The 15,472-nt window shown below is 66.1% G+C and carries 13 protein-coding genes; 5 read left to right on the top strand and 8 right to left on the bottom strand.

The genetic code is table 11. The features are described 5' to 3' along the window. The first annotated feature begins 10 nt into the window (after positions 1–10). The 3 genes from FJQ54_RS13485 to FJQ54_RS13475 all read left to right on the top strand — a co-directional run bounded on the left by FJQ54_RS13485 (position 11) and on the right by FJQ54_RS13475 (position 4,167). A complete protein-coding gene (locus FJQ54_RS13485) occupies positions 11–1,498 on the top strand; it encodes a class I adenylate-forming enzyme family protein (protein WP_140928937.1) in 1,488 nt (495 codons plus the stop codon). Next, complete coding sequence (locus FJQ54_RS13480) at positions 1,477–1,995, top strand: CinA family protein (RefSeq protein WP_235890462.1); 519 nt, start codon at positions 1,477–1,479, stop codon at positions 1,993–1,995. The genes FJQ54_RS13485 and FJQ54_RS13480 overlap by 22 nt, the downstream gene beginning before the upstream one ends. Before the next feature lie 123 nt (positions 1,996–2,118). Further along, complete coding sequence (locus tag FJQ54_RS13475) at positions 2,119–4,167, top strand: TonB-dependent receptor (protein ID WP_140928936.1); 2,049 nt, start codon at positions 2,119–2,121, stop codon at positions 4,165–4,167. 400 nt (positions 4,168–4,567) lie between these two features. Here the strand turns inward: FJQ54_RS13475 and FJQ54_RS13470 are convergent, their stop codons facing one another. From FJQ54_RS13470 to FJQ54_RS13450, 5 genes are all read right to left on the bottom strand, one after another. Then, on the bottom strand, positions 4,568–6,211 hold the full coding sequence (locus FJQ54_RS13470; RefSeq protein WP_235890461.1) for an ABC-F family ATP-binding cassette domain-containing protein: 1,644 nt from the start codon (positions 6,209–6,211) through the stop codon (positions 4,568–4,570). Between the two features lie 62 nt (positions 6,212–6,273). Beyond that, positions 6,274–6,573, bottom strand: coding sequence for a CcdB family protein (locus FJQ54_RS13465; RefSeq protein WP_140928935.1), 300 nt, complete (start codon positions 6,571–6,573; stop codon positions 6,274–6,276). 1 nt (position 6,574) lies between these two features. Then, positions 6,575–6,808: a type II toxin-antitoxin system CcdA family antitoxin gene (locus FJQ54_RS13460; RefSeq protein ID WP_140928934.1), complete on the bottom strand. Its 234-nt coding sequence runs from the start codon at positions 6,806–6,808 to the stop codon at positions 6,575–6,577. Positions 6,809–6,848: 40 nt separating this feature from the next. Continuing rightward, complete coding sequence (locus FJQ54_RS13455; protein ID WP_140928933.1) at positions 6,849–8,126, bottom strand: metal-dependent hydrolase family protein; 1,278 nt, start codon at positions 8,124–8,126, stop codon at positions 6,849–6,851. A 598-nt stretch (positions 8,127–8,724) separates the two neighbouring features. After that, positions 8,725–10,797: a transglycosylase domain-containing protein gene (locus FJQ54_RS13450; protein ID WP_235890459.1), complete on the bottom strand. Its 2,073-nt coding sequence runs from the start codon at positions 10,795–10,797 to the stop codon at positions 8,725–8,727. A 271-nt stretch (positions 10,798–11,068) separates the two neighbouring features. On the opposite strand from FJQ54_RS13450, the gene FJQ54_RS13445 reads away from it, so the two are divergent. After that, positions 11,069–12,283, top strand: a complete 1,215-nt coding sequence (locus FJQ54_RS13445) for an argininosuccinate synthase (protein WP_140928932.1) — start codon at positions 11,069–11,071, stop codon at positions 12,281–12,283. Positions 12,284–12,546: 263 nt separating this feature from the next. On the opposite strand, the gene FJQ54_RS13440 is transcribed toward FJQ54_RS13445, so the two are convergent. Continuing rightward, a complete protein-coding gene (locus FJQ54_RS13440; RefSeq protein ID WP_181160166.1) occupies positions 12,547–12,954 on the bottom strand; it encodes a GtrA family protein in 408 nt (135 codons plus the stop codon). Positions 12,955–13,031: 77 nt separating this feature from the next. On the opposite strand from FJQ54_RS13440, the gene FJQ54_RS13435 reads away from it, so the two are divergent. Further along, entirely contained in the window at positions 13,032–14,105 is a 1,074-nt protein-coding gene (locus FJQ54_RS13435) for an AI-2E family transporter (RefSeq protein WP_140928930.1), read from the top strand. Here FJQ54_RS13435 and FJQ54_RS13430 read toward each other — a convergent pair. Together FJQ54_RS13430 and gspN are read right to left on the bottom strand one after the other, a co-directional pair. Then, positions 14,068–14,640 (bottom strand): HdeD family acid-resistance protein, encoded by a 573-nt coding sequence (locus FJQ54_RS13430; RefSeq protein ID WP_140928929.1) that lies wholly within the window; start codon positions 14,638–14,640, stop codon positions 14,068–14,070. The two genes, FJQ54_RS13435 and FJQ54_RS13430, sit on opposite strands and share 38 nt — an antisense overlap. Before the next feature lie 62 nt (positions 14,641–14,702). After that, positions 14,703–15,440 (bottom strand): type II secretion system protein N, encoded by a 738-nt coding sequence (gspN, locus tag FJQ54_RS13425; protein WP_181160165.1) that lies wholly within the window; start codon positions 15,438–15,440, stop codon positions 14,703–14,705. Positions 15,441–15,472: the final 32 nt, after the last annotated feature.

Here is a 15,472-nt window from a genome sequence, read left to right as displayed (position 1 = left end):
ATTCCAGTCTATGGCAGACCTGCTGCGCGGCCATGCCGCCGCGAAGCCGGATGCCCCCGCCATCACGGTGGAGGGCAACACGCTGAGCTGGGCACAGCTGGTGGCCCGCGCGGGCCGGGTGGCCGCCACCTTGCAGCGCGAAGGCGTGCCAGTGGGCGGCTCCATCGCCATCATCAGCTATACCAACACCGATTATGTCGCGCTGTATCTGGGCGCGTTGCTGGCGGGCGTGGCGGTGGCACCAATGCCGCCTTCGGCCACGCCCGAACAGCTGCAGGCGATGGTGGGCGATTCCGGTGCACCGCTGCTGTTTCTGGATGCCGCCAACGCGCAGGCGCTGGCCCATATCGAGTTCCCGGCCCGCGAAATCCGCATCGAGGCGCTGGATGACTGGCTGGAGGCCTCCCCCGCCGAACCTCTGGACATCCCGCACGATCAGCTGCGCAAGCTGCCCTTCAACATCATCTATTCCTCCGGCACCACCGGCGTTCCCAAGGGCATCATGCACAGCTGGGATATGCGCTGGCATCACCTCGCGGGCGGCGCGGCGGCGGGTTACAATCGGGACTCCGTCACCCTGCTGGGCACGCCGCTCTATTCCAACACCACCCTTGCCTCCGCGCTGCCGGCGCTGGCGTGGGGCGGGCATCTGGTGATGATGCCGAAGTTCGATGCGCGGCGCTTCGTGGAGCTGGCGCAGCAGGTGCGCGCCACCCATTCCATGCTGGTGCCGGTGCAATATCGCCGCATCATGGACCTGCCCGATTTCGACAGCTTCGACCTTTCCAGCTACCAGCTGAAATTCTGCACGTCGGCCCCCTTCCCGGCCGATCTGAAGGCCGATGTGCTGAAGCGCTGGCCCGGCGGGCTGGTGGAATATTGGAGCATGACGGAAGGCGGCGGCGGCACCGTGCTGGTCGCTCATGCCCACCCGGATAAGCTGCACACGGTGGGCCAGCCCTTCCCCAATTCCGAACTGCGCATCGTGCTGGAAGACGGCAGCGAGGCCGCCACCGGGGAGATCGGCGAGATCGTCGGCTGGTCCGAAGCGACGATGATGGGCTATGCCAATCGCCCCGAAGCCACGCTCGCCACGCAATGGCAGCACCCGGACGGGCGGATTTTCATCCGCACCGGAGACCTCGCCCGCCGCGACGCGGACGGTTTCGTGGAACTGATGGGCCGGGCGAAAGACATGATCATTTCCGGCGGCTTCAACATCTACCCCATCGACATCGAGCAGGTGCTGGCCGAGCATCCGGCCGTGAAAGACGTTGCCGTCGTCGCCATCCCGTCGCGCGCGTGGGGGGAAAGCCCGGTCGCCTTCGTCGTCGCGCCGGGGGCGGACCCTGAGGAATTGCGCACCTTCACCAATGCCCGCGTCGGCAAGGTGCAGCGCCTCGCCGCGGTGCAACTGGCCGATGAACTGCCGCGCAGCGCCATCGGCAAGATTCTGAAGCGCGAACTGCGCGACCAGTGGCAAGGCGACATCCCCTGACCTTCGACGATCTTCTGCAAGATGCGCGCGCCGTCGCCGTGCTGCTGATGGCGCGCCGCCAAAGCCTGGCCGTTGCCGAAAGCAGCACGGGCGGGCTGATTTCGGCGGCCCTGCTGGCAGTGCCGGGCGCATCCGCCTTCTATCTGGGCGGCGGGGTGATCTACACGCCGCGCGCCCGCCACCGCCTGCTGGACCTGAAGCGCGAGGAGGTGCGCGGCCTGCGCGGCGCGACCGAGGCCTATGCCATCGTGCTGGCGGACCGCGCGCAAAGCCGCTTCAAGGCCCGCTGGGCCATCGGCGAAACCGGGGCGACCGGCCCCGCCGGCAACCCCTATGGCGACGCGCCGGGCCATTGCTGCCACGCCGTCGCCGGGCCGGACGGCAGCACCGCCCGCACGCTGGAAACCGGAGACGCGGACCGGCTGCACAACATGCTGCTGTTTTCCCGCACCTGCCTGGCCCATCTGCACGAACGGATCGCCGCCACCCCGGCCTGACGCGACCGCACACGCCTTCCGCATCCGACCAACGCCCTTTGTCGAACGGCCGTTGCCCCGGCGGCCGATTGCGGGTTGAAGGCGGGCAACAAGCCAATCCGTTCCTTGGGGGATTTTCACCGCATGTCCGTTTTTGCCACCTGCGGGGGGCTGCTGCCTCTTGCCCTGATCCTTGCGCCCGTCGCGGCCTATGCGCAGGAGCGGGTGGGTGGGCGCACCGTCTATCCGGCCTCGTTCTTTCAGCAGTTCGCGCCCTCCACGGCGTTGCAGGTGGTGGAACGTGTGCCCGGATTCCGGCTGCAGGATATCGATCAGGATGTGCGCGGCTTCGGGCAGGCGGCCGGCAATGTGGTGATCAACGGCGAACGCCCCAGCTCCAAGAGCGACAATCTGGAAACGCTGCTGGCGCAGATTCCCGCCGCCCGCGTGCTGCGGGTGGAAGTGGGGCCGGGCGACGGCTTCGGCGCTGAGTTCGCCGGGCGGCCGCAAGTGTTGAACCTTGTGCTGACGGACGACACCGGCGTGGCCGGAACGGCCGAATTCCGCCTGCGCAAACCCTTCGCCAGCCGGGTGCGGGCAGACGGCAAGGCCTCTGCGCTGCTGAAGCGCGGGCAATCCAGCTTTCGCATCGCCGCCGATTACAACAATGACGATCTGACCAATTTCGGCTTCGATAGCCTGACCGCCCTCCCCGGCGGAGAGCTGATCGAGCGGCGGGAAAAGCACAACGGCACCGACGATCCGGAAGGCAATGTGTCGCTGGGCTGGTCGCATGAGGATGGCGAGAACCGGCGTGCCAACCTGAACCTGCGCTATGCCAGGGGGCGCTTCCAGCTGTGGCAGGACAATCATGTGATGCCCGTGAGCGGAATCCCGCGCGACGATTGGATGAAGCAGGATTACCGTTATCACCAGTTCGAGCTGGGCGGCGACGTCACCCGGCCGCTGGGGGCGGGCAGCCTGAAGCTGATCCTGCTGGCCACCCGCACCACCCGCGACCGGGAGGATGTGGTGCTGAACCGCGCCAACGACCAGCTGCTGGGCGGATTCTCCCAGCTGCAAGAGAGCACGGACGCTGAAAGCGTGGCGCGGCTCGTATGGTCCCGCCCGTCGAAGGAGGGCTGGTCCATCGAGGCCGGGGGGGAGGCGGTGCTGAACCGGCTGGACAGCGCCGTGGACCTGAACAGCATTGCGGCAGACGGCGGCCACAGCCCCATCGAACTGCCACTGGCCAATGCCGTGGTGCGGGAAATCCGGCTGGAGCCGTTCGTGAACCTTGGCCGCCAGCTGGCACCCGGGCTGCGCGCCGATTTCGGCCTTACCTTCGAACGCTCGCGCCTGACAGTGAGCGGCGACGCAGAGGCCGAGCGCACATTGTCTTACCTGAAGCCCCGCGCCAGCCTCGACTGGCGCACCGGCCGATGGCAGTTTCAGGCGAAGGCCGAGCGCACGGTGAACCAGCTGGATTTCGGCGATTTCATCAGCGTCGCCGAGCTGGGGAACGATCGGGTGAACGGCGGCAACGCCGATCTGGTGCCGCAGACGGCGTGGGAGTTCCTCGCCACCGCCGAGCATCCCTTGCTTGGCAGCGGCGTGATCCGCGCCGAACTGGGGATGAACTTCGTGCAGCAGGTGCAGGATCGCGTGCCCGTGGAAGACGGGCTGGACGCGCCCGGCAACCTTGGCTCGGGCCGGATGAAGATCGCCCGGCTGAACATGGACGCGCCGCTGTCCGGCCTTGGCATCATCGGCGGGCGGGCGACGGTGCTGCTGTCCGTGATCGATACCGACGTGCGGGACCCTTACACGCTGCAGAAGCGCCACTTCACCAACTACACGCTGTGGGTGCTGAACATCGGCTTCCGGCAGGATCTGGGCCGCTTCGCCTGGGGCTTCGATACCTACAGCAACTCCGGCTCCACCCAATATCGCCGCAACGAGGAAGACCGGAACTTCCGCGACAACCCCTATGTGACAGCCTTCGCGGAATACCGGCCAGACAGCCGAACCACGCTGACACTGCGCGCGGAAAACCTGCTGGACGTGCGATATTACCGCGAGCGCACCTTCTTCAGCCCGGATCGCTCCAGCACTACCCCGGTGATGCGCGAATTCCGGCAGCGGCAGGATCATATCACGCCATCTTTGACGCTGAAGCGGACCTTTGGGTGATTTGATGGTGGGGGGCGGTGAGGTTGGAGGCCTCCGGCGGGGCGGGCTCTGCCCACCACCCGGCAGGGGCGTGACGCCGCTCGCACCCCCGACGTTTATAAGCCCCTCCTCCTTTAGGGGAGGGGTTGGGGAGGGGGCCATCCGCTGGGCGCGAGGTTAGGGATTTATAGCCTGCGGCGCGTTTGTTGTGCTTGTTGTGATGGTGTGGATCAGGCTCGGCGGTTACACCCCCTCTCCATCTCTCCCCCTTGCAGGGGGAGAGCGCTTCGTAGCGCCGCAGGCAACGAAATTTGATCACACGCACGGCGTTACAGTTTGGCCGCAACCCCAATGTTGAGGGTGCAGGGAAATCATTTCCCTGCCCGCCGGAGGCAAAAAAACGCCCCGCCAACGCGCTACCCTACCAGCGAACCCCCTTCTGCTTCTTCGCTGGCTTCGGCGGCGGGGCGTTCGGCTGTTTCGGCTTGTCTGCGCCCTTCGGTTTCCGGCCGAGGATGAAGTCGGTGTAGTCGTCCAGCGAACCTGAAAACTCGGTGGCGGTGCCGGAATCGACCAGCACCAACCGGTCGGCCGCCAGTTCCAGCATGTGGCGATCGTGGGAGACAAGCACGACGGCCCCGCCATAGCCGTTCAGCGCCTGCACAAGGGCTTCGCGGGTGTCGACGTCCAGGTGGTTGGTGGGTTCGTCGAGGATGAGCAGGTGCGGTGCGTCCCGCGTGATCAGCGCCAGCGCGAGGCGGGCGCGCTCGCCGCCCGACAGTTCACCGACTTTCTGCGTGGCGCGCGGGCCGGAGAAGCCGAAGCGGCCCAGTTGCGCGCGCACGGCGCCGGGGGACATGCCCTGCATGGCACGGGTCATATGCTCCAGCGGGCTGTCTGCGCCGTCCAGTTCCTCCACTTGATACTGGGTGAAGTAACCCACCTTCAGCTTGCCGGGCGCGTGCAGTTCGCCCTGCATCGGCGGCAGTTGCGCGGCGAGCAGGCGGGCGAGCGTCGTTTTGCCGTTGCCGTTGCGGCCCAGCAGGGCGAGCCTGTCATCCGGGTCCACGCGGACGTTCAGCTTGGTCAGGATGGGCTTGTCGGCCTCATAGCCCACGGCCGCCATGTCCATGGTGATCAGCGGCGGCTTCATTTCATCGGGGCTGGGGAAATCGAAGCTGAGCGTCGGATCTTCCGTGACGGCGGCGATGGGCTGCATTTTTGCCAGCGCCTTCTGGCGCGACTGCGCCTGCTTCGCGGTGGAGGCGCGGGCGGAGTTGCGGGCGATATAATCCTGCAGCTTGGCGCGCTGCGCATCCTGCGAGGCCTTGGCGGCGGCCTGCTGGGCGAGGCGTTCGGCCCGCTGGCGTTCGAAACTGTCATAGCCGCCGGCGTAGAGCGTCGCCTTGCCGCCTTCGATGTGGAGGATATTGTCCACCACATTGTTCAGCAGGTCGCGCTCGTGGCTGATCACCACCATCATCGCGGGATAGTTTTTCAGGAAATTCTCCAGCCACATCGTCGCTTCGAGATCGAGGTGGTTCGAAGGTTCGTCCAGCAGCAGCAGATCGGGTTCGGAGAACAGCAGCGCGGCGAGCGCGGCGCGCATCTTCCAGCCGCCGGAGTAGCTGGAGAGCGGGCGGTTCTGCATCTCCTCATCGAAGCCGAGGCCGACGAGGATGCGGGCGGCGCGGCTGGGCGCGGCATAGGCGTCGATCGCCATCAGCCGCTCGTGGATTTCGCCGAAGCGGTCCATATCCTCGCAGGTTTCGGATTCCAGCAGCAGCGCGGCGCGTTCGGTGTCGGCGGCCAGCACCAGTTCGACGGGGGTAGTGGCCCCATCGGGCGCTTCCTGCGCGATATAGCCGATGCGCAGGCCCCTGGGCATTTCCAGCCGGCCTTCGTCCGGATCGATATGGCCCATCATCACCTTCATCAGCGTGGATTTGCCCGCGCCGTTGCGGCCGATCAGGCCGATGCGGCTGCGGCCGGGAAGGGCGGCGGTCGCCTTGTCGATGATGGTGCGGCCGCCAAGCCGCACGGTGATGCCGGAGATGTTCAACATGATGGCCGCGCCCGTAGCCGATTGTTGCTGCAAGCGCGAAGGGAAAGTGGGGTGAAGGGAATTCAGATGCCCGTCAGTAGCATGTCCAGCGCATTGATGATCGCGGTGTCGTCCGTCGCCAGCGACGTAACCACAGGCCCAAGTTCGCGCACATGCACGGCGGCGGCGAATTGCGTGACCATGACGAACGGCTGACCGTCGATCTCGAACAGCGGGTTCAACCGCTTGGCGGGTTTCGGCGCGTCGGCTTGCGGCAGCAACGGCACCACGAAGCGGCTGTTCAGATGCGCCAGCAGGTCCGCCTGACAATCCAGCAGCAGGCCGCTGCCCATGGCGCGGCGATGAACGTCGAAACGGGGCAAATCAGAACAGGCGTTGCGCGGCGAGCGGAAGACCGTTGGCGTCAGCCCAGTCGTTGGAACTGTCCAGCGCCGCGCGATTCTCCGCCAGCCAGCGGGCACGGCGGGCCGCGGCCACCTGTCGTTCCAGCCCTTCCTCGCAGGCGCGGGAGATATTCACTTCCAGCGCCCGCGCTTCCGCGACCAGCTCGGCAGGCAGGGACAGATTGGTCGGCTTGCGGGCAAGGGCGAGATTCATGCGCATATAATATGCGCATTTTGCCTGAAAGCAACCGCCCCTATTCCGCCTTCACCACCGTGCCGCCCTTCATCACGAAATCCACCGCCTTCAGCACCTTCACATCCGCCAGCGGATCGCCCGCCACCGCGATCAGATCGGCCTGATAGCCGGGCCTGAGCGCGCCGATGTCCTTCACGCCCAGCAGGTCCGCTGCGTTGGTGGTGGCTGCCACGATCGCCGTCGTGGGGGTCATGCCATGCTCCACCATCAACTCGAACTCGTCGGCGTTGCGACCGTGCTTGGACACCCCGGCGTCGGTGCCGAAGGCGATCTTCACGCCAGCCGGAACCGCCTTTTCCAGCGCCTTGCCGGTGATCTCCAGCCGCCATTTCACCTTTTCCAGCACTTCGGGCGGATAGGCGTTCGGGTTCGCCGCCAGCCGCTCCTTGTAGCCGTTGATGGTGGAGAGCGTCGGGACGTAATAAGCGCCCGAGGATTTGAACAGCTTCAGCGTGTCCGCATCCGGCATGGTGCCATGCTCGATGCTGTCCGCGCCCGCCGCCAGCGCCACGTTGATGCCGCCGGTGCCATGCGCGTGCACCGCCACCTTCTTGCCGTGCAGATGCGCGGTTTCCACCACCGCCTTCGCTTCATCGGCAAACATCTGCTGCCCCAGCCCCGCGCCGATGCGGCTGTTCACCCCGCCCGTGGTGGCGATCTTGATCACATCCACCCCGCGCCGCACCTGCATGCGCACAGCATGGCGGCAGGCATCCACCCCGTCGCACAGATTTTCCTGATTGATCGCGCCGTGCAGATCCTCCGCCAGCGAATTGGTGGCGTCCATATGGCCCGACGTGACGGAAATGGACCGCCCCGCGTCGATGATGCGCGGCCCCTGCGTCCAGCCATTGGCAATCGCATCGCGCAACGCCAGCGTCGCACCCGAACCGTCGCCCAGATTGCGCACGGTGGTGAAACCCGCGTTCAGCGTCTTCAACCCGTTCCACTGCGCCCTCAGCGCAGACAGACCAGCAGACGAGGTCATCCCCTCCACCAGCGCCGCCTCTCCACCGGCATCGCTGTCCAGATGCACATGGCTGTCGATCAGGCCCGGCAGCACGAACTTCGCCCCCAGATCGATCACCGTCGCCCCCGCCGGTGCCTGCCGACCGGGCAGCAGGGCGGTGATCCGCCCCTTCTCAATCACGATGGACGTCGGCCCCAACGGCGCCTTCCCCGGCTCCGCCAGCACCCTGTCCGCCTGAATCACCGTCACCTGAGCCGCAACCGGCGCAGACGCGAGCAGAAGGGCAACGAAGGCCAGACGTGTCATCGAATGCAATCCCCTTTGAATGGTTTCCACCACAGTAGAGCGGCGGCGGGGCAAATGCCAAACGGCAAGTTTGGGGGGAAGCGGGGGTTTTTGCGCGCCGCGCGGGCAGGGGCTTTGCGCTTGGAATCGGCCTCCCCTTCCCCGCCATCTTCTGCCTCCGGCGGGCAGGGAAATGATTTCCCTGCACCCTCAAAATTGGCGTTGCGCCGAAGCTCCAGTGCCGTTCGCGTGATCAGCTTTGATTGCCTGCGGCGCTACGCGGCTCTCTCCCCCTGCAAGGGGGAGAGTTGGAGAGGGGGTGTCAGCGGTTGGCCTGATCCACCAACATCCCCACCCGTTCAGCCTGAGCTTGTCGAAGGCCCCTGAACAAACTCACCCGCCTCCCCACGTCATCCCGGATCAAGTCCGGGGTGAGGTGGGGAGAGGTGGGGTGGGACATTCCCCAAAGCGCCGCAGGCCATAAGCCCCAACCTCGCGCCAAGCGGTTAGCCCCCACCCCAACCCCTCCCCTGCAGGGGAGGGGCTAAAAGTCCGGGGGTGCAGGGGCGTCACGCCCCTGCCGGGCCTCGGGCAGAGCCCGAGCCGCTGGAGGCCTCCGCTACTGCTTCGGCGCGCCCGATGTCGCGTCTTCGATCCAGCCGTCGGTCAGCACTTGCGGATCTTCCTTCACCGGCGGCGGGGCGGAATCGGGCACGAGGCTTGGGTCGAGTCGGCCCGGATCGGGGTGGGCGGTTTCCGAGCCGAATTCGCTGCCCGGGGCCAGCCCATAGGCTTCGGCGTCTGGCTCGCTGGCATATTCGGGCAGTTCCACCTGATCGTTCAGCGGCGTGGGGGCGACGCCCGTCAGCGCCCGGCTCATGAAGGCGGCGAACACGCGCGCCGGGGCCTGCCCGCCGGCGAGGCCGCGCACGGTTTTCGCGTCGTCGCGGCCCATCCACACGCCGGCCACCAGTTCGGGGGTGAAGCCGATGAACCAGCCGTCTTTGTTGGAGCTGGTGGTTCCGGTTTTCCCGGCCAGCGGGCGGCCGATCTGCGCGGCGCGGCCGGTGCCGGTTTCCACGGCGGCGCGCATCATCTCCGTCATATATTGCGCCACGAAGGGGGCGACGAGGATGCGGGGATTGTCCGGCTCGCGGTTGTACAGCGTATGGCCGGAGGCGGTGGTGACGGACTGGATCGCCCATGGCCGCGCCTCCACCCCGCCGCCCGCGATGGAGGCATAGGCAGACGTCATCTGCAGCAGCGTCACTTCGGACGAGCCGAGCGCCATCGCGGGCTGGGTGGAAATCGGCGTGGTGATGCCGAAGCGCCGGGCCATCGCCGCCACGCTGTCGAAGCCGAAGCGCTGGCCCAGTTGCACCGCCACCGTGTTCACGGAAAGCGCGAACGCCTGCTTCAGCGTCATCGCCCCCAGATAGCGGCCGTTGGAGTTGCGCGGGCTCCAGCCGTTGATGCGAACGGGCTGATCCACCACGCCGCTGTCGGGCTTCATGCCTTCTTCCAGCGCCACCAGATAATCGAACAGCTTCCAACTGGAGCCGGGCTGCCGCCGCGCGGTGACGGCGCGGTTGTAGATGCTCTTGGCGTAATCGCGGCCGCCCACCATCGCCGTCACCGCGCCATCGCTGCGCATGGCGATGATGCCCAGCTGCGTGCCTTCGATCTGCTGCGCGGCGGCGGCAGCCTCTGCCGCCGCCTGATGCCGCGGGTTCAGGCTGGTCGTCACGTCCAGCGGCTCCACCGCCTCGTCTGTCAGCGTTTCCAGCTGGGTCAGCACCCAATCGGTGAAATAACGGACGTCGCCCTGATCCTTATCCACCACGAAGCGGACGAGATCGACATTGGCGGCCTGCGCCTCCGCCGGGCCGATCGCGCCGGAATCGACCATGGTGGCGATCACGATCTTCGCCCGGCCGCGCGCGCGTTCCGGGTCTGCGGTGGGGGCATAGCGGCTGGGGGCCTTCACCAGCCCGGCGATGATCGCCGATTGCGCCAGATCCAACTCTGTCGCCGGGTGGCCATAGAATTTGCGGCTCGCCGCATCGATGCCATAGGCCCCGCCGCCGAAATAGACGCGGTTCAGATACAGCTCCATGATCTGCTGCTTGCTGAACTTGCGCTCCATCGCCAGCGCGACGACCTGCTCGCGAATCTTGCGGATGAACGTTTGATCGCGCGTGAGGAACAGGTTGCGCGCCAGCTGCTGGGTGATGGTGGAGGCGCCCTGCCGGGTGTTGCCCGCCTTCAGATTCACCACGAAGGCGCGCATCATGCCGATGGGATCGACGCCGGGGTGCCAATCGAACCGGCGATCCTCCACGGCCTTCATGGCTTCCACCATGTCCGTCGGGATTTCCCTGTAAGTCAGCCAGCGGCCATAGCTTGGCCCCACCGTGACCAGTTCGGTGCCGTCTGCCGCGCGGATCACCACCGATTGCCCCTGCGGGCTTTTCATCAGTTCCTGATACGAAGGCAGAGACGACATCGTCAGCGCCACCGCCAGCGCCAGCCCCAGCGCCGCCAGCAGCGCGAGCGCCGCCCCCCAGCCGATCAGGCCGGTGAGGAAGCGGGAAAAGGCGGACCGCCGCTTTTTCGCAGGCTTTCGCTTCGGATTGGGGTTGGGGGCGTGCATCGGCAGCCTTGGGTGATAGGCGCGCTTTGTGGCCGCCACAAGGCAGGCGCGGCACCGCCTGCCGCAGCTGCGACTATATCTTCAGCGTGATAACGGAACAGCCGCTCATCCACAGGATCGCGTTCAGCGCCACCGTCAGCCCGATGGAAATCAGGATGGATTTTGTAAGAGTGCTCATGCTCGTCCCCCCGGTCAGCACGGGCGGCAGCGTGCGGCGGATAGCCCCCATGTGGCAAGCATAGATTGCGCGCCCAGCGCGCGGCCCCTATGCGCAGCCGCGTTCCCTCCACACACAAGCACGGGCGAAAAGATGAGCGATTCGGTGAAGAAGGTTGTGCTGGCCTATTCGGGCGGCCTTGATACCAGCGTGATCCTGAAGTGGCTGCAATCCACCTACAATTGCGAAGTCGTCACCTTCACCGCCGATCTGGGGCAGGGCGAGGAGCTGGAACCGGCGCGCCACAAGGCCGAGCTGATGGGCGTGAAGCAGATTTTCATCGACGATCTGCGCGAGGAATTCGTGAAGGATTTCGTCGCGCCGATGATGCGCTCCAACGCGCTGTATGAAGGGCAATATCTGCTGGGCACCTCCATTGCCCGGCCGCTGATCGCCAAGCGGCAGATCGAGATCGCGAAGCAGGTCGGCGCGGATGCGGTCAGCCACGGTGCCACCGGCAAGGGCAATGATCAGGTGCGCTTCGAGCTGGGCTATTATGCGCTGGCGCCCGATATCCGCATCATCGCCCCCTGGCGCGAATGGGATCTGACCAGCCGCGAGGCGCTGATCGCCTTTGCCGAGGCGCACCAGATTCCGATCCCGCGTGACAAGCGCGGCGAAAGCCCGTTCAGCACCGATGCGAACCTGCTGCACACCTCCAGCGAGGGCAAGGTGCTGGAAGATCCGTGGGAAGAAGTGCCGGACTATGTCTATTCCCGCACCGACAACCCGGAAACCGCGCCGGACGTGCCCGAATATATCACCATCGATTTCGAGCGGGGCGACCCGGTCGCGGTGAACGGCGAAGGGCTGTCCCCCGCGACGCTGCTGAAGAAGCTGAACGATCTGGGCAAGCTGCACGGCATCGGGCGGCTCGATCTGGTGGAAAACCGCTTCGTCGGCATGAAGTCGCGCGGCATGTATGAAACGCCGGGCGGCACCATCTGGCACGCGGCGCATCGCGGCATCGAATCCATCACGCTGGATCGGGGTGCTGCACATCTGAAAGACGAACTCGCCGTCCGCTATGCGGAAATGATCTACAACGGCTTCTGGTTCGCGCCCGAGCGCGAGATGCTGCAAGCCGCCATCGATTATACGCAGGCGAAGGTGACGGGCACGGTGCGGCTGAAGCTGTACAAGGGCAGCGTGAATGTCGTGGGCCGCAAATCGCCCTACAGCCTCTACAGCCCGAAGATCGTGACGTTCGAGGACGACGCCGGTGCCTATGACCAGCGCGACGCCAAGGGCTTCATCAAGCTGAACGCGCTGCGCCTGCGGCTGCTGGGGCAGCGCGACCGGGGTTGAGCGAGAGGCGTTGCGGTTGAGGGGGCTTTGCCCCCTCAAACTCCCCCAGCAGGGAAATGATTTCCCTGCACCCACATTATAGCAGGCCAGCCGGTCAGGTTGCGCTGACGGGTGAATTGATTGCCTGCGACGCTAGGCTGCCCCAGCGCCGCAGGCAATCAATTCAAACCACGCGCGCGACATCAGCGGAACACACAACGCCAACTTAGAGGGTGCAGGGAAATCATTTCCCTGCCCGCGCGGCGCGCAAAAAAAACCCCCGCTTACCGCGCAAAGATCGCCCGGAACCGCGTGAAAGTCACGACCGCTGCGGCCCCCATACCGCCGGCGATGGCGGCGGCGTTGGGCGCGCCCGCGCGGTGGATCAGCGCGAACATGCCATAGTTCACCGCCATGCCCAGCGCGGCGGCCAGCACATAACGGCGAAATTCCGGCCAGTTCGGCCGTCCGGCGGCGCGGAAGGTGAAGAAGCGGTTGGCGAGGAATCCCACGCAGACCGAGGCGGACAGCGACAGCAGCCGCCCCGCCAGCGGCGGCACCCCTGCCTTTGCCAACAAGGTGAGCACGCCCCAATCCACCCCGAACACCAGCGGCGCGACCAGCCCGAAGCGCAGCGACTGGCCGATCCATTCGGGGCGGGTTCGGGGGGCATGGGGCGCGGGCGGTTGCACCGGGCGACAGAAGCCGCACGCGGGCGGTTGGTCAAGCGCGTTAACGCGGCTATGGGGGCGTGGTAAGGAGTTGAAAAATGGCAGAACAAGGGGCACCCGTGACGGATCTGACCATCTTTCGCCGCACGTTGGTGGTGGCGGCGGGAATCGGCTTCGCCGTGCTGATGTGGCGGCTGACGGACCTGATCCTGCTGCTGCTGGCCTCTGCGCTGGTGGCGTTCATCTTCTACAAGTTCGCGGGCTTCCTGCAGCGCAAGCTGCGCCTGCCCTTCCCACCGGCGCTGGCGCTGGCGATCATCCTGCCCACGCTGTTCCTTCTGTTCGCCTTTGCCATGTTCGGCAACATGATGGCGGATCAGTTCGCCATCCTGTTCGCCCAGCTTCCTGAAGCCTGGGCCGATTTGCAAATCTGGATGCAGACCAGCTCCATCGGCCGCGAAGTGATGGCGAGCGCGGGCAGTTTCGTGCCGGAAGGCAGCCGCATCGTCGCCATCGCGCAGACGGTGTTTTCCAGCCTTGGCACCGTTGTCACCAGCCTTGTGGTGGTGATCGTGGCGGGCATCTATCTGGCCGCACAACCACGGCTGTATGGCCGGGGCGTGCTGCATCTGGTGCCGCCGCATGCCCGCCACAAGACGGTGGAGGTGGTGCGCGCGGTGGCAGACGCCATCTCCAACTGGCTGAAGGCGCAGGGGGTCAGCATGATCTTCGTCGGCGCGTTCACCGGAATCGCGCTGTCTCTGGTGGGTATCCCTGCCGCGCCCGCCATCGGGCTGGTGGCGGGGCTGTGCGAGTTCGTGCCCTATCTGGGGACCATCGTTGTCGCCATCCCCACCATCCTGATCGGCTTTTCCATCAGCCCGGAAACGGGCGTGTGGGCCATTGTCGCCATCGTGGTGGTGCAGCAGGTGCAGGGCAACATCGTCACCCCGCTGATCCAGTCCAGCATGGCGGAACTGCCGCCCGCGCTGACGATCTTCTCATTGATCGCGGCGGGCGTGATCCTGGGGCCGATGGGCGTGATCCTTGCCGTGCCGCTGACCGTCGTCGCGCAGACGCTGATCAAGCAGCTGGTCGTCTATCCCGCCCATCCCACCACCGAGGTTCCGGTGCTCAGCGACGAAGCCGCTTCGCCGCCGACCGGATCTTGAAGCCAAGCACCATCAGCAGCAGGCCGAAGGCGAAGGCCCAGACACCGATCCACCAGATCACGATCTTCAGGCCCGTCATCGGCGCAAAGAACAACACGGCGGCAAAGCCCAGATTTACCAGCGCCGCCAGCAGCAGCAAGCCGCGCCCGTGCGCCTCATCCAGCCGGAACGCCGCGAACAGCAGGAACAGGCCCGAGACCAGCGAGCGGATGGCAATCAGGATAAAGATAAAGGCCACCGCGAAGCCCGGCACCGCGAACATCATCACGCCGATGGCGATGTTGATCACGGCTTCCACCAGCAGCCACACCCAGCGCTCGCCACGCCGCGCCTGCCCAAAGGCCGCCGCCAGCCCGAAGCCGCCATCGACGATGGACCAGAGCGCATAGACGAACAGCAGCGAGAAGCCCGCGATCTGCGGACTGACAAAGCAGAGAATCCCGAACAGAACACCGGCAAAGCCGCGCAGGGCGATCAGCCACCAGCGATCTTCCAACAGTTCCAGCAGGTTTGAATAGACTATCGAGCTCGCCATGTCGTTCTCCCGGCAAGGGGCATCAGGCCCCCTTCAGATTCAGAACCAGTCAAAGGATGCCGTCAAGCGGGATCGGCGATGGTTTCAACTTCCGGCGACAACTGCACGTCACCCTGTTGCAGCCGCCCCTTCGCGGTAAGGGTCGCGTCGCCGGATTCGATGGTGAAGCCAGCTGCCGACAGCCCCGCCAGCACCAGCCGATTGTCCGGCCGCAGCCGCAACCGGCCCTCCCAGCTGCCGTCGGCTGCCAGCCACAGGTCCATCCCGGCGCGATCCCCCGCCAGCCTGAGCGGCGCGAACAGCCGGTCTCCATCGCAGGCGGGCGCGCCGCTGAGCGGCGGCGTTTCGCCAAGGAAGGGAATTCCGGTGAGGCTGGTGGAGACATGCCCGCCCGCAGACCGGCAGGCGCCACGCGGTGTCATCGCCACATGCACATCCTCGAAGCGGATCGTCAGCGCCGGCGCAGGCGCGGGCAGCACCTGCAGCGGAAGCTCACCGCTCAACTCTTCGAGCTGACGCAGCTGGCGACTGCCCCCGGCCCGGCCTTGCAGGCGCGGCCCCAGCCGCTGGAAGCGCAGGCTGGCCTCCCCCTTCAGCAGCCGGGCAGGATCAAGCCCCACGTCCACATCCCCCAGCGGGAGGCCCGCATAGTGGGCGTTGCGCAGCCGACCGTTCCAGATGGAGCCGGAGACGCTGTCTGCCTCCAGCCCCGGCGCAAGGTAGGAGGTGGCGGCCGAAAGCGGGAAAAACAGGATCAACAGCGCCAGCGCAGCCAGACCCAGCATAACAAGCCAACGCATAGATTCTCCTGCGCACACGGAAATTGCGACAT

Origin of the sequence: Sandaracinobacter neustonicus, from assembly GCF_006385875.1 — a bacterium.
In the GTDB taxonomy this organism is placed as follows: Bacteria; Pseudomonadota; Alphaproteobacteria; order Sphingomonadales; family Sphingomonadaceae; genus Sandaracinobacteroides; species Sandaracinobacteroides neustonicus.
Note: the sequence above shows the minus strand (reverse complement) of the source record. Positions and strands in the feature narration are given on the sequence as shown.

Bases quoted from the DNA above. Each gene is read 5' to 3' on its own strand.
- FJQ54_RS13430 (WP_140928929.1), bottom strand. From the start codon at position 14,640: ATGGCGAGCTCGATAGTCTATTCAAACCTGCTGGAACTGTTGGAAGAT.
- FJQ54_RS13460 (WP_140928934.1), bottom strand. From the start codon at position 6,808: ATGAATCTCGCCCTTGCCCGCAAGCCGACCAATCTGTCCCTGCCTGCC.
- FJQ54_RS13485 (WP_140928937.1), top strand. From the start codon at position 11: ATGGCAGACCTGCTGCGCGGCCATGCCGCCGCGAAGCCGGATGCCCCC.
- FJQ54_RS13470 (WP_235890461.1), bottom strand. From the start codon at position 6,211: ATGTTGAACATCTCCGGCATCACCGTGCGGCTTGGCGGCCGCACCATC.
- FJQ54_RS13455 (WP_140928933.1), bottom strand. From the start codon at position 8,126: ATGACACGTCTGGCCTTCGTTGCCCTTCTGCTCGCGTCTGCGCCGGTT.
- FJQ54_RS13475 (WP_140928936.1), top strand. From the start codon at position 2,119: ATGTCCGTTTTTGCCACCTGCGGGGGGCTGCTGCCTCTTGCCCTGATC.
- gspN (WP_181160165.1), bottom strand. From the start codon at position 15,440: ATGCGTTGGCTTGTTATGCTGGGTCTGGCTGCGCTGGCGCTGTTGATC.
- FJQ54_RS13445 (WP_140928932.1), top strand. From the start codon at position 11,069: ATGAGCGATTCGGTGAAGAAGGTTGTGCTGGCCTATTCGGGCGGCCTT.
- FJQ54_RS13435 (WP_140928930.1), top strand. From the start codon at position 13,032: ATGGCAGAACAAGGGGCACCCGTGACGGATCTGACCATCTTTCGCCGC.